Source organism: Arthrobacter sp. FW305-BF8 (assembly GCF_021789315.1).
GTDB lineage: Bacteria > Actinomycetota > Actinomycetes > Actinomycetales > Micrococcaceae > Arthrobacter.
Map to the genome: position 1 here is coordinate 986,249 of NZ_CP084561.1, position 13,502 is coordinate 999,750.

The following is a 13,502-nucleotide window of genomic DNA, read 5'->3' on the forward strand; positions in this document are numbered from 1 at the left end:
GGCACAGCAACGGAAGCCATACCCGCATCCCCTGGGTAGCCCGACCCTGCAATGGCCGGGGAAATTCGCCCGATAAGAACTCAAGGACAGCAGTCAAAAGGAAGTGGCGATGGCCTGCCTGCTTTTGCCGGAAATCTTTAAGGGCCGGTCTCATCAGCGGACGCCCTTCCCTTGATGCGAGGCGGCGAGCACCAAATCCGTGTTGTATCCCGATCCCATCGGACAAAACAACAGCAAGTCCAAATCAGGAGACGGATAACCAGTCCAGGTCCAGTCGGTCCATGGTTGGCGGGGTTCGGGTTGCCGTGGTCCGCATGCCGGGGACGCGCGGAATCACTGCAACCCCTTGCGAAGGAACATACCACTCGTTATGCTGTACGAAATGAGGAATCTTCGTTCATCTTCGTGAACCGTAGGAGCGATTTACGAGGATGGCTGTACGTGAAGACTCGACATTACGGGCGGCAGCCCCCGATCGCTCTGAACGACGGCTAGAGGCAAGCTCACATCGCGCATGACGCTCGTCTCGTTTGACGAGGTCGCCTATGGGGAGAATGTCGTACGTGTCGTGATGGTCAATAGTGCCTGACCACGCCGGCTCCGCTCCAGTTGCTCGGGAACGCTCATGCGCGGCGCCGCATGCGGCCGTTCTTCTGCTCGATTCATGAATAGAGGACCATTATGGGAAAAAATGCAGTAGTCATCGGCGGCACGTCTGGAATCGGGCTGCGTACCGTTGAACGTCTCCTCGACGCCGGATGGTCGGTGTGGGTCGCAGGCACGAGAGAGTCCCTCCCGGATGCGCTGCGCAGCGCGGAGGCAGCAGGACGCGTGCGCTACGGACAGTGCGACGTTCGCAGCGCTGAGGATATCCAGCGATTCTTCCTACGGGTAAAGGAGGGTGCGCCGTCGATCGATGCGCTCGTATACTCGGCCGGCGTCAATATTCCGGGGGAGCTGGACACCTATCCTGTAGAGGACGCGGACCTCACGATCGACGTCAACCTGAGGGGTCCCTGGCTGTCCATACGCGAGGCCGTTCCCTTCTTGCGCGCGGGAGCGCGTCCCGATGATCCTGCTCGTGTTGTCGTCATCGGCTCCATTGGCGGGATGAGGCCCAAGATCTCAGGCGGGATCTACGGCGCAACGAAAGCGGCGGCCCACATCGTGGCACAGGTGTTCGCCGTAGAGCTCGGATCATCAGGGATCACGGTCAACGTGGTGGCTCCGGGATCGACTGACACACCCATGATCGCCGCAGCCACTGCCGGCGGAACCGAGACCGGATACAAGGCATCCGGAGTCTCGCCGCTCGGCAGGATCGGTCGGCCTGACGACGTGGCGGATGCCGTCATGTTTCTTCTAGGAGACGGCGCGAAATTCATCAACGGCGCCGTCCTGCCTGTCGACGGCGGAACCCGGGCGGCTTATGTCAACCGCTGAGACCCGCCCATTCAATCAAATGAACCAGAGTTCCCCAGTGTGGGCGACAAGTACAGAGGCAGGGATTATGTGGCGGGACAGCTTTGACAAATTTTTCATTGACGGTCATTGGGTCACCCCGGACGGCACCGACTATGTCGACGTGATCTCACCGACAACCGAGGAGACAATCGCCCGCGTTTCACTCGGGTCCGAGGCCGACGTTAACCGCGCGGTGGAGGCAGCGCGCCGAGCCTTCGATGCCGGTCCATGGTCACGGACTACGGTCGACGAGCGGATGTCTCTCCTGAGGCGCGTGGCTGAGGGGCTGGCAGCCAACCAGGAAAAGATCGCGCAGCTGATCACCGAGGAGATGGGGTGCCCCATCTCCCAGTCTCCGCTGATCCAGGTGGCGAACGCGCGCGGGATGCTGGAGGCATTCCTCGATGTTGCTGAGGACTATGACTTCCAGTCGTCAAGGTCCTGGGGTGGTCGACGCGCCATGGTGGTCCGCGAACCCGTGGGAGTCGTGGCCGCGGTGATCCCGTGGAACGTGCCGCTGTGCATCGCCGTCCAGAAGCTGGCGCCTGCCCTGCTGGCCGGATGCACCTTCGTCTTGAAGCCCGCACCCGAGGCGCCCCTGAGCTCTTTCTGGCTGGCCGAGCTCCTGGAGGAGGTTGGACTCCCCCCTGGGGTGTTCAACATCGTGCCGGCGCAGAGGGAGATAAGCGAGTACCTGATCGCACATCCGGGCGTAGACAAGGTCGCCTTCACGGGTTCGACGGCTGCCGGCCGCCGGATTGCAGAGCTGTGCGGCAACGATCTGCGGCGCGTTACACTCGAGCTGGGTGGGAAGTCGGCCGCAGTAATCCTTGACGACGCGGATCTCCCCGCGGCCGTCGAGAGTCTTCGGATGGGCTCCCTAAGGAACAGCGGGCAGATCTGCAGCCTCAAAACCCGCATCATCGTTCCTCGAGAGCGAGAGGAAGAGGTGCTGGACCAGTTTGTCAAGCTCGTGAACTCCATGCCCGTTGGCGATCCTCGCAACCCGGCGACGCAAATTGGTCCGATGGTCACGCAGAGGCAACGTGAGCGGGTTGAGTCCTACATCCGACTCGGCCGTGAGGAGGGTGCAGTGCTCGTCACGGGTGGCGGTCGGCCTGAGGGACATGACCGAGGGTGGTTCGTCGAACCGACCATCTTCACCAGGGTGCAGTCGTCGATGCGCATCGCCCAGGAGGAAATCTTTGGTCCAGTCCTGTCCGTCCTGACGTACGACAATGAGGAGGAGGCGATCCGACTGGCGAACGACTCGTTGTACGGCCTAAACGGTGCGGTCTTCACCTCCGATCTTGACCGGGCTGTGAGGGTTGCACGCCGTATCCGCACGGGCACGGTCGAAGTCAATGGTAATGGTGCGGGATGGCTGGCGCCGGCCGGGGGGTTCAAGTTCAGTGGGATCGGCCGTGAGAACGGCCGGGAGGGCCTCGACGCCTACACGGAGATCAAGTCCATAGGGCTTCCCCTGTAGTGCTGGTCGTGGCTGGTTCGCCCTTGGGAAGGGATTTGTTGACCGGTCGTTTCCATTCGGCATAAGGCTGGGCCTGCCTCGGCTAACAGCGCGGTATCGCTGATCTCCTCGTCTGCTCAAAAAACCCGAGGAGGCCGGCTTCGGACAATTCCTGGAGGGAACACACTGGCTCAACGCGCGCGTAGTTGAAAGTCGAGACTGACGTATCTGCGCCATATATTCGCGGTGAATACGATGCTCCAATCCTACGAGAGTGCGCAGAATCCCCGATAGGTCCTGCCGGACCTATCGACATGGAATGGCCATGCCCTCATTGCCGACACCTACTGGTATTTGAGCTGCAACCCGGCCCGAAGGCCAGCACAACGGCTGTGCCGTGGTGACGGTCTTGCGGAACGCCGCGCTCGTGTCGATCGCGACGACCTCGATCCGGGCCCGTCACGCCGCGAAACGCTGTGCCAGCCACTCTTCCACCGAGCCGGCGTTTAGTCCGTCGACGACGCAGAAAATCTGGCCTGACTGGGTGTTGACGAAGGTCGTCATCCATGGCTCGACCCGCCGCCATCGCCCAGGGTGCTCGTGGGATAACGGCACCGACCGGTACAGGTGCTCGTTGATCCCGCGTCGACGTTTGGCCAGCAGCGCCGCGGTTGTGCTGACCCCGCCCACGCCGATGACCGCATCCAGCACCGCCTTCCCCAAGCAGGTCAGGCGCCCCGCCCGGTCTCCTGGAAATCTGCCAGGGACCAAATGCCCATCGTTGCCATGCACGAGCCGACCTCCAAGACGGCTAAGCCGAAGCGCGCCCAAGCCCCGGCGACGCCAGGCCACTGAGGAACGACGGAAGCCGAAGTATCAGGACGTTGCGGGCTTGTTCTTAGGATAAATTGACCCAACCCACGGGATCGCCATATCGTACAAGTGTATCGAATGCTGAACGTCGGTCCCCCGCAGCTTTTCCACGTGGGGGTCAAAGTGAGTCCGGGAAGGGTTGCACTACGGGCCTGAGGACTACTTCGAGTCAGTTTTGTATACATGGGCAAGATCGAAAGGGCCAGCGGGGTCGGCAGCGTCTGCCGCGACGTGAAAGCCAAAGGGGCCACTATCAAGGGAGATAAGGTTCGATGAACGAAAGCAGTGAGACCACTATCGAAACTAGATCAGCGACTGGCACTGAACCAAAAGCCAGCACAGACCTGGTCAGGAAAGTCACAATCGCCGCGTCAATCGGCACATTCATCGAGGCCTTCGATCTGGTCGCGTATGGCACCCTGGCCGCAGTCTTGTCGCAAGTGTTCTTTCCCGGCTCTGATGGCACGGCGAGCCTCTTGGCCACCTTCGCGACGTTCGCGCTGGCATTCGTCGCCCGGCCTCTCGGTGGGCTGTTCTGGGGACCGATTGGCGATCGAATCGGCCGCAAACGGACCTTAGTCATAAATATCGTCATCATGACCGGGGCTACAGCACTTATCGGAATCATCCCCAGCCACGCCACAATCGGTCTTTGGGCGCCCGGCCTGCTCATCCTTCTTCGATTCTTTCAGGGGATTTCGGCCGCCGGCGAGATACCAGGTGCCGCGATCTTTGTGGGTGAGTACTCGCCCAAACACCGGCGCGCCCGCCAGACGAGCGCCCTCAACTCTGTTATAGCCGCGGCAGAGCTTACGGCACTTCTGGTCGCCACACTCCTGCTGTCAACGCTCTCGGCGAGCGAAATGCTGAGCTGGGGGTGGCGAATTCCGTTCCTGGTAGCTGCGCCAATCGGTGCTGTGGGGCTTTACATCCGATACCGGCTCGAGGAGACGCCCGTCTTTGAGCAGGTTCAGGAAAATGGCCTCAAAACCCCTCACCCCCTCAAGGCTGTCGTCGGCACCCGTCGTGGGTGGAAGTTGATTGGGCGCGCTACTCTCTTCAATCTGCCGGTCCTCGTTCCCGGATACTTGCTTCTGACCTTTATGCCTTCGTACCTCACCGGCTCCGCCGGACTCTCCAAGGGAACCTCCGTGCTGTTGAGCTCAATTGCTGCGATCGTCATGATCATCATGGTCGTGATGGGCGGTCGGTTGTCTGACCGTATCGGGCGGCGACAGCTGCTGCTTGCAGTCGCGATTGCCGAGTTTGCAACGGCCTACCCCGCGTTTGCATTGATTCAAGCGGGTGGCTATGTCCTTCCGGCAATCGGCCTGGTCTTGATGGCCGCGCCCTTCGGACTTGCGCGAGGAGGCCAGCTGGCCGCGGTTGTAGAAACGTTCCCGACAGAGATCCGTTTTACCGGGTTCGCGCTTTCGCTCGGGTTGGCTGTCGCGCTGATCGGCGGACCTACTCCATTCATTGCGACGTGGCTCGTCAGCGTTACCGGGAGCTATTTTGCGCCGGCATGGTTTCTGATGGCAGTCGTGACACCTTCAATGATCGGTGCCTTCTTTCTCCGTGAGCCTCGCGGGCGATGTGGTGTCTCCCTGGAGCCGTAACGAGGAGAGTCTGTAGGTCGTCGACGGGCTCTCCCAGCGGCACGAAGGTCAGCTGGGGAACTTGCTCTCGGCCCTGCACGCGCCCACGGACTGAACGTATCGATGCAGGTCAGACGTCCGCGATGAGGATCCATTTGAGCACGACGTTGGGTCGGCGACCCGCGCGATCTTGTGGTCGCGCCACTCGCGACGTACCTCGTTGCAGAGGCCGGCATGTCGCGCGGCGGCCGCCCGACCAACAGTGGGGCTCAGAAAACCCGCCTGCGGTGATTGCGGCTGCGGTATTGCGCTGACCGGACATGACTACGGTCACGGTTGGGCGGCGGCCAGGAGTGTGAGGATTGCCCCGCCGTATCCGCACGGGCACAGTCGAGGTGAAGTGTAATGGCGCCCGATGGCTGGCGCCAACCGGCGCGCTTAAGTCTAGTCGAATACCTCGATGACATGATGCGCGCCGCCGAGCAGCATGGGGTTAGGGCGATCATGCATTTCGCTTCCCTGCTGCCGACTGCCACTGAGGCGCAGCCGTGGCTCGGGGCCCAAGTGAACGTCATGGGCACGGCGAATGTGTTCGAGACGGCGGCCCGGCTCAGCATGGACAAGGTCGTGTGGGCGAGCAGCAGCAGCGTGTTCGGTTCGCGGTCCGTTGGCCCTTCTGGGGTCGTTAACGACGACAGCGTCTTCGACCCGCACTTCGGTTACGGTGCCGCCAAGCTCATGGGCGAGAAGATGGCCCGGTCGTACGCGGAGAAGTACGGCCTGAACATCACCGGCGTTCGTCCGATGCGGGTCTATGGCTTCGGCGAGCATGTCAAGCTGAGTCGGGGAGGAGGCAGTTCCTGGCTCGCTGAGCTGCTGTACAAGCCCGCCCTCGGGCTGGGCCCCAGCAAGGTTCCGTTCGGGCACCGCAGCATCGGCCTCCTGTACGTGGAGGATCTTATTGCCGGAATGCTCGCCGCACTTGAGTTCCAGGAGCCGGACGGGGCTGCGAGCTATCTGATCGACGGTGATTACCGTCCAATCCGCGAAGCGGTCGACTTCGTGCGCAAACTTCTTCCGGAGGCGCAGATTGAAGTCGAGGACGCCGATCTCAACGCATGCATAAGCTCTCCCTTTCGCCCATGACCGTTCTGCGTGTTCGCCGGTCGAGCAGATCGATGCCGCACATAGGGCCGAATTCGACAGCCGCGCGCTTCGTCCGACCGATTTCGGCGCGCGCGCTGTAATCTAGGACATCAATTGAGCCGAATTTGGGATGGAGGGGAAATGGGTGTGGTGAAGAGGTCGCTAAGCCGGCGGCCTTCAGAGTACCTGCGAGGTGAGTCAGTCGCGGCCGACGATAGCTTCAAAGCGCTCCGGACAGCGCTTCTAGAAAGCGGCCCCCTCGACACGATGACTTGCGAGCTCATCGTCATTTCAGCGCTCGGGATCGCTGGCTTCGAGGATTCTTTCAAGACTCACTCTGCTCGCGTACTGGAAACGGGAGCCGACATCGATTCGCTGCGGCATGCCGTGGTCGTCACGCTCGGAGCAACGTCCGGGATCTACCAGGTCGCCCGCGCCCTCGAGTGGCTCGACGAGCTAGAGTCGGAGGCGGAGAGTTGATCGACACGTCGGTTTCGTCTACAGGTGGTTGATGCGAATGGACGACGAACCAGGGTTCGATGACAACATATGGTCGACTGGCTTGTAGTGTTCGTCGGGTAACGAATGATACCGATCTTTTTAAGGAGTTTGCTGGTGCCAGAGATTGGTGGTGGCGGTGGATCGCCGGCGGCGGAGCACCGAACCGTTGCTCGAGTAATGTCGCTACTTGAACTGGTTTTGACCAGTACCCCCCAAGGGCTGAGCCTCGCTCAGCTGGCTTCGATGATTGGCGCGCCCAAGTCCTCGGTGCATGGCCTGGCAAAGGGACTGGTTGCAACGGGCTACTTTCGTGAGGATAAGGGCCGGTACGTCGTGGGCCCCGCGGTTTCGACGCTCCTGGCCGCCGGCCCGAGCGCCCTTCCCGCCGTCTACCACCATGCACTCGAGGAATTGACTCAAACATGGGGTGAAACCTCCATGCTGGCGACCCTTGTCGGGGACTCGGTCGTCTATATCGACACTGTGGAGTCGCCAAGCATTATCCGGGCTTCTCCGACCCTGAATGAGAGATTGCCGCTCTGGCCCAGGAGCAGCGGCAAGTGCTTCCTGGCAGCCATGTCGCCCGAACGTCTCGAAACCTACCTTCGCCGAAACAAGACGCTTCCTGTAGGCCGGGAGCAGATACTCGATGAACTGTCGAAGGTGCGCGAGACGAACACCGGCTTCAACATCGGGGAGTCGATCGCCGATCACATCAGCATCGCCAGCCCAATCGTGAACGGGACGGCGCCCGCAACACTCGCCATAGCCCTCGTCGGCCCCAAGTCCCGCATGGAGGAAAACATGGACCAGATCGCCAAGAGCGTTCGTCAGACGGCGGCGTCCCTCTCGTCCCCAGCCCACGGCTGATCCCCTCCGAGATACTCCGTCGACGGGGCCCGGCACGGTCCTATAGGAACTGTTTGCAGACTCTTCCCGGGAAACAGCTCTATTGTCTCAACAGGCTTCCTGACCAGGCCCGGCACGTCTGGCATGCTCTGGACCTTCCAGCACATCGCCGCCACCTCGGCGGCTCGCTCGTGACCAACAGAGTTCCGGCTGGTCATGGTCGATGATTTTGCCTTGATAGCATCAGCCAGTGGGGGCCGGGCACTGCCCAAGTAATGCGCGGAGCGTTTTTCCAACAGCTCAAGGGTCATCCTGGCTGCGTCCCATCCCAAATTGGGACAGACTGTCACATGCATGGCGGCGCATAGCCGCTTAATCTCCCGTTCTTGGTTAACTTCTATCCTTCCCTGCTCAACTCGGGCCTTGCCGTGAAATGCAAAGGCCGCGCCAACTGTTGCAGGCTGAACCCGGATTCAAGGTCATCCGCCGGATTCGGCCGATTGCAAAAACGTCGCGGCCAGGTCACTCATCATTCTTATTCCGTGCGGTGCCCTCTCTCGGCGAGGTAGTGGCCGATCTTGTGAAAGCGCCCATAGACGGCCAACTCGCTACCGGTGCGGCCCATGGGCTTTGGCCGGTTATAGCCACGTGAGGTGCCGGCAGGGCCAGCCAAAACGTGCTCAAGGTGTGTCCTGCACCTGAATGAAGCGCTGCCCGCCGGCGCCGTCGTACGGTGGTTCCAGAGGACGCCCTATCTAAGCGCGGGACGGGTCTAGGTCCCTTCTCCCGCTCGTGAGGCGGCTTGGAGAAGCGAGTGTCATCCCTGCCGTGCGCCACAGCCGCGTGCGCGCGCCCTTGGCCCGCCGGCACCGGAGCCATATGATCCGCGGACCAAGCCACCGGCCCTTGTCCTCTGACCCTGAAGGGCCTGCCCACTGGCGGGCCAGCAGAACGATCACTTCGTGGCCGCCCGCGCGCAGTCGCGATGGCCACGCGGGCAAACGCCTGACCGCTCGTGGGCGATTCTTGGTGGCCGGTGACATAGGTACAAGTCGATCTTGGCGTCTAGGCAGTGTCATGGGCGGAGATATGGCAGGCCCTATGGCAAAAAGAAGTGGGGACTGCTGGACGACCTTTTGACCCTTCGAGTACTATACATATTTAGGAACACCGCATCGGCATGTTGAATGTTGCTCTAGTACCCGAGAGGCATAGCGAATGAAGATAGTGGTCCTTGTCAAAGAGGTGCCGGACACCTATGGGGATCCTCGGCTCTCCCTAGAGACGGGTCTCACCGAACGCAACCCAGATGAGGCTGTCTTCGATGAGATCGGAGAACGGGCGCTCGAGGTTGCCCTAACGTACTGCGACCGGAACCCAGATACTGGGGTCGTGGCGTTGTCGATGGGCCCCGCGACCTCGGGGCGTACCTTGCGTAAGTGTCTCGCGACTGGTGCGACTTCGGCAGTGCATGTCGTCGACGACGCGCTCGTGGGCGCCGACCTGGGCTTGACGGCACAAGTACTCGCCGCAGCGCTGAAACGTGAGGGATTCGACCTCGTTCTCGCGGGCGAGGCCTCGACGGACGGTTCGGCCGGTATGATCCCCGCAATGCTAGCTGAGCTGTTGGACGTGCCAAATGCGACGGCGCTCAGCTCGGTGGAGATTGACGGCGATCGCGTATCCGGTGATCGAGCTTCAGACGGGGGAAGGATGCGCGTGTCCGCGCAACTTCCCGCGATCGTGTCCGTCACTGAGGCGCTGCCAGCCGCGCGAGTCTCGACGCTAAAAGGCATCAGATCGGCGAAGAAGAAGCCGCTGGAGATACTGTCGCTGGCCGACCTTGGGGTGGACGCGGACGACCCCGGTGCGTCACGATCCATTCTGATCGCTGTGGCGCAGCGAAAGGCTCGAGAGGCGGGCGTAAAGATTGTCGACGAGGGCGACGGCGGCGAGCGGATCGCCGAGTTCCTCGTACAGAAAGGCCTAGCATGAAAGAGCAGTTCATGACCGACTACGCCGTTGATTCAATCCTGGTCCCTCTTGAGGTCACGCGCGCCGGGCAGCTGGCCTCGAGTAGCGCTGGCCTGCTCGGAGCCGCCGCTCAGATCGGTACCGCGGTCGCCCTGATCATGGCCGCGCCCGGCCGTGGCGACAAAGTGGCAGAAGCGGCCGCAGAGTTGGGCGCGGAACGGGTACTCCTCCACGAATCCGACGCCGCCACGACCTCATTGGTGGTAGCGGCAGTGGATGCGGTGCAAGCTGCCGCTGCGCTTGTTCAGCCCGACGCCGTCCTGCTGTCGCATTCGGTGGACGGTCGCGAGGTGGCGGCCAGGTTCGCGGCACGCACTCGGTCTGCACTCGCCGTCGACGCCGTCGGCGTGGATCGTGACGCGGAGGGCGTCATTGCGCTGCACTCCGTGTACGGTGGCGCCTTCAATGCGACGTCGGCAGCCACGCATGGCGCGCCTGTCATCACAGTCCGCCAGGGCGCCGTTCAAGCGCGGGCCCAGGTGCGACCGCCGGTTGTGGAGAAACTCGACGTGGCGGCATCGGGTTACGCCGCAGCGACGGTCGAGGCCTTCGACGAAGCGGCGGTCCTTGAATCGTCACGGCCGGAGTTGCGCGGCGCGGCGAAAGTCGTCTCGGGCGGACGCGGTCTGGGTTCGGCCGAAAATTTCGCCCTCGTCGAGCAGCTTGCCGACGTCTTAGGTGCTGCGGTGGCCGCGTCACGCGCAGCGGTAGACGGCGGATATGTGCCGCAGTCGCTCCAGGTGGGACAGACGGGGCATCAGGTCTCTCCGCAGCTGTATGTCGCGGTGGGGATCTCCGGGGCGATCCAGCATCGCGCCGGGATGCAGACGTCCAAAACCATCGTCGCCATCAACAAGGATTCCGATGCGCCCATCTTCGACGTCGCCGACTTTGGCGTCGTTGGCGATCTCTTCACGATCGTGCCTCAGCTCATCAAGGCCCTCGACGTGCGGAAGGGGTAGCGGATGGCGACATACGGGAAGATCCTGCGTCGTGGCTTGCCCCGCACACTGGGAGGACCGCCATGGCCCCCAGCCGACGGGGCGTCGATCCTTGACGAAGCTCCTGCAGTTGAATCGATCCGCGTCGCCGACCCGATCGCCGTCCCCGAGGCGGCGTCTGCGGCACCCGCACCTGCCGAGGGTGCAGCGGCGGCGGCCGGCACCGCCACGGGCGTCGCTCCTCGCATGCGTCGTGGCCTGCCGAGAGTCCCGGGCGGTGAGCCATGGCCGCGCGACCGCGCCGCTTCCGTTCCGGCAGCTCAAACCTCGTCCCCAGCAGCTGCGGCTGGCACCGCGGCAGGTACGGACACGGCCGCCGCCGCCTCCGTCGCCGAACGGGACGCGGCCTCATTCGATGCCATGCGGGTCGAAGCTAACCCCATCCGTAGAGGTCTGCCGCGCGTGCCGGGTGGTGCGGCATGGCCGCCCGGCCGCATGATGAACCGCACAATTCTCAACCCTGACGTGACGCCCAGCGGACCCGGCGCGGCCGAGACAACCGCTCCCGCCGCACTCGCCGACCCCGTTCGCGTCACGGCGCCAACTATCCAGAGGGCGCCGCAGCTCGCCTCAGCCCCGCAGATGCGTCCCACTGACCCAGATCCTGTGCCCGGACCGAGAAAGTACGGCCGCTTCACTGCCGGTCAGTGGATCGGCGCAGTCATCATTACTGGCGCCGGTCTGCTTTGTGCCGTAGCGGTGGCCGTCTTCCTGGCGCGGTGGTTCCTGTCGCTCGAGTTCATGCGCGACTTCCTGGTCACTTACCCAGGGGAGTACGCCCTGCCCGAGGACGCTCCTGTGGGATTCCCCGGGTGGCTGGCCTGGCAGCATTTTCTTAACGTGTTTCTGATGGTACTGATCATCCGCACAGGCATCATTATCCGCAGGGAGAAGCGTCCGACCGCGTACTGGACCCCGAAGTGGTCGAAAGACAGCAAGGAGGGCAAGGTCAGCCTGACGACATGGTTCCACCAGGCACTCGACGTCCTGTGGCTGCTCAACGGTGCTGTCTTCATTTTGCTGCTGTTCGTCACCGGTCAGTGGACACGGATCGTGCCAACGAGCTGGGCGGTCTTCCCCAACGCTCTGTCCGCGGCCCTGCAGTACATGTCGCTGCACTGGCCGACCGAGGACGGCTGGACCAACTACAACTCGCTGCAACAGTTGGCGTACTTCACGACAGTCTTCCTCGCCGCACCCCTCGCGGCGGCGACGGGCATTCGCATGAGCGCCATCTGGCCCAAGCGGGCGACAACGCTCAGCAAGATCTACTCGATCAAGGCGGCACGGGCGATTCACTTCCCAGTCATGATCTATTTCGTCGTGTTCATCATCCTGCACATCGCCCTCGTGCTCGCCACGGGCGCGTTGCGCAACCTCAACCACATTTACGGCGGGCAGGACGCCCTCAACTGGACTGGATTCTGGATTTTCTTCGCCTCGCTTGTCGTCATCGTTGCAGGCTGGATCGCTGCACGCCCGCTCTTGATCGCCCCCATCGCATCACTCATGGGAAAGGTCGGCCGGTGAGGTCTAGGGGAAACTTGTGAGCGTGTCCGACAGAGCGCTGAAGAACCATGGCCAGTGCTAACCGCCCCCAGACTCCACAGACAGTTTTGGAGGCTCAGGCAGGGAACGTTAAGGGCTACAGAGGGCGATGAACGACCGGAGGAAATGATCAGATTCATTGGCATCGGCCTTGAACTCATCGGTAGAGATCGGTCGGGGCAGACCTGGGCACAATCCTTGTCCCAGAACAGCCCTCCGTGGAACCGCACCGGAGGATCCAATCAGCTCCCCCTTCCCGGCCACCAGATCTCCGGTCATCCGTGACGGGGCCATCGGGGCCCTGATCAACCGCGGGTACTTGCCGGTCCCGACACGCACCTCCGGGAACCAGAGGTCCCACTGCGCCTGGTCGCCTGGCACGTAACTGATCCGATTGGCAGGATCAGCCGGGGCATACTCCAGACGGATCATGGCGGCGTTCTCACTAAATTGTGCCGGTGACCCCAACCAGCCCACCCGCTCGACCAACACCGTCGCCGGCATCTTCGGGTTTTCCTGCAGCACGCGCACGGATCAACGACTCTACCGCCTTTCCGGAGTGCTGTGGCGCAAGGACGTATGTTGGTGCACCGTCAGCGCTGACAGCCTTCACGACCGTGTTCCGGGAAATACGGGCCGCGCCGCTATCGGCCTCATCGATTCACCCTCGGCAAGATGCAGCCGCCGAATCAGCGCCCCAATCCTCCACTGTGATCACCCACCAAATCGGTCAGAACGCGTGACGCAGTGTTCAACCGGGCAGATTTCAGTCGTTGCAACGTAACCTGTCCGTGGTGGAGCAGGTCTAGTGAGGTCCTCGGGAGGGCGCTCCCCGCCCAGGATTCCACGTGGTCGTCCGTTGAGTTCTTAGGCTACGCGCTCAGGGGTACCGGCGACGAGGAACACGGCCGGAGGCCTGACCGACCGACTCCTCAAGCGAAGTACGGCGTGAACGCCGTGAACTTCTTCTCCCTCATCGTCCCTGCCCCCGTGGCACCGGTCCGGCGTTTGTTTCGCGGC

At 62.5% G+C, this 13,502-nt stretch carries 11 protein-coding genes; 9 read left to right on the plus strand and 2 right to left on the minus strand.

Annotated elements, in window-relative coordinates; translation table 11 throughout:
* Positions 1–681 precede the first annotated feature (681 nt).
* Positions 682–1,443, plus strand: a complete 762-nt coding sequence (locus LFT45_RS04480) for an SDR family NAD(P)-dependent oxidoreductase (RefSeq protein ID WP_236806996.1) — start codon at positions 682–684, stop codon at positions 1,441–1,443.
* Positions 1,444–1,480: 37 nt separating this feature from the next.
* On the plus strand, positions 1,481–2,953 hold the full coding sequence (locus LFT45_RS04485; protein ID WP_236806999.1) for an aldehyde dehydrogenase: 1,473 nt from the start codon (positions 1,481–1,483) through the stop codon (positions 2,951–2,953).
* A gap of 438 nt (positions 2,954–3,391) precedes the next feature.
* On the opposite strand, the gene LFT45_RS04490 is transcribed toward LFT45_RS04485, so the two are convergent.
* On the minus strand, positions 3,392–3,643 hold the full coding sequence (locus LFT45_RS04490; RefSeq protein ID WP_236807001.1) for a hypothetical protein: 252 nt from the start codon (positions 3,641–3,643) through the stop codon (positions 3,392–3,394).
* A 434-nt stretch (positions 3,644–4,077) separates the two neighbouring features.
* Here LFT45_RS04490 and LFT45_RS04495 point away from each other — a divergent pair, with 434 nt between their 5' ends.
* The 7 genes from LFT45_RS04495 (at position 4,078) to LFT45_RS04525 (ending at position 12,464) form a co-directional block, all read left to right on the plus strand.
* Positions 4,078–5,424, plus strand: a complete 1,347-nt coding sequence (locus LFT45_RS04495; protein ID WP_236807003.1) for an MFS transporter — start codon at positions 4,078–4,080, stop codon at positions 5,422–5,424.
* Positions 5,425–5,808: 384 nt separating this feature from the next.
* Positions 5,809–6,549 carry an NAD-dependent epimerase/dehydratase family protein gene (locus LFT45_RS04500; RefSeq protein ID WP_236807005.1) on the plus strand — a complete coding sequence of 247 codons (741 nt, stop codon included), beginning with the start codon at positions 5,809–5,811 and terminating at the stop codon, positions 6,547–6,549.
* Between the two features lie 141 nt (positions 6,550–6,690).
* Positions 6,691–7,029 (plus strand): carboxymuconolactone decarboxylase family protein, encoded by a 339-nt coding sequence (locus LFT45_RS04505; RefSeq protein ID WP_236807006.1) that lies wholly within the window; start codon positions 6,691–6,693, stop codon positions 7,027–7,029.
* A gap of 219 nt (positions 7,030–7,248) precedes the next feature.
* Positions 7,249–7,920: an IclR family transcriptional regulator gene (locus LFT45_RS04510; RefSeq protein ID WP_236807009.1), complete on the plus strand. Its 672-nt coding sequence runs from the start codon at positions 7,249–7,251 to the stop codon at positions 7,918–7,920.
* Positions 7,921–9,117: 1,197 nt separating this feature from the next.
* Entirely contained in the window at positions 9,118–9,894 is a 777-nt protein-coding gene (locus LFT45_RS04515; RefSeq protein WP_236807011.1) for an electron transfer flavoprotein subunit beta/FixA family protein, read from the plus strand.
* A gap of 11 nt (positions 9,895–9,905) precedes the next feature.
* Positions 9,906–10,895, plus strand: coding sequence for an electron transfer flavoprotein subunit alpha/FixB family protein (locus tag LFT45_RS04520; RefSeq protein WP_236808968.1), 990 nt, complete (start codon positions 9,906–9,908; stop codon positions 10,893–10,895).
* A gap of 3 nt (positions 10,896–10,898) precedes the next feature.
* Complete coding sequence (locus LFT45_RS04525) at positions 10,899–12,464, plus strand: cytochrome b/b6 domain-containing protein (protein WP_236807013.1); 1,566 nt, start codon at positions 10,899–10,901, stop codon at positions 12,462–12,464.
* 108 nt (positions 12,465–12,572) lie between these two features.
* Here LFT45_RS04525 and LFT45_RS04530 read toward each other — a convergent pair whose 3' ends face one another.
* Positions 12,573–13,013 (minus strand): hypothetical protein, encoded by a 441-nt coding sequence (locus tag LFT45_RS04530; RefSeq protein WP_236807015.1) that lies wholly within the window; start codon positions 13,011–13,013, stop codon positions 12,573–12,575.
* Positions 13,014–13,502 lie beyond the last annotated feature (489 nt).

Coding starts and splice junctions, on each gene's coding strand:
- LFT45_RS04525 (WP_236807013.1), top strand. CDS start 10,899: ATGGCGACATACGGGAAGATCCTGCGTCGTGGCTTGCCCCGCACACTG.
- LFT45_RS04505 (WP_236807006.1), top strand. CDS start 6,691: ATGGGTGTGGTGAAGAGGTCGCTAAGCCGGCGGCCTTCAGAGTACCTG.
- LFT45_RS04500 (WP_236807005.1), top strand. CDS start 5,809: ATGGCGCCCGATGGCTGGCGCCAACCGGCGCGCTTAAGTCTAGTCGAA.
- LFT45_RS04520 (WP_236808968.1), top strand. CDS start 9,906: ATGACCGACTACGCCGTTGATTCAATCCTGGTCCCTCTTGAGGTCACG.
- LFT45_RS04515 (WP_236807011.1), top strand. CDS start 9,118: ATGAAGATAGTGGTCCTTGTCAAAGAGGTGCCGGACACCTATGGGGAT.
- LFT45_RS04480 (WP_236806996.1), top strand. CDS start 682: ATGGGAAAAAATGCAGTAGTCATCGGCGGCACGTCTGGAATCGGGCTG.
- LFT45_RS04495 (WP_236807003.1), top strand. CDS start 4,078: ATGAACGAAAGCAGTGAGACCACTATCGAAACTAGATCAGCGACTGGC.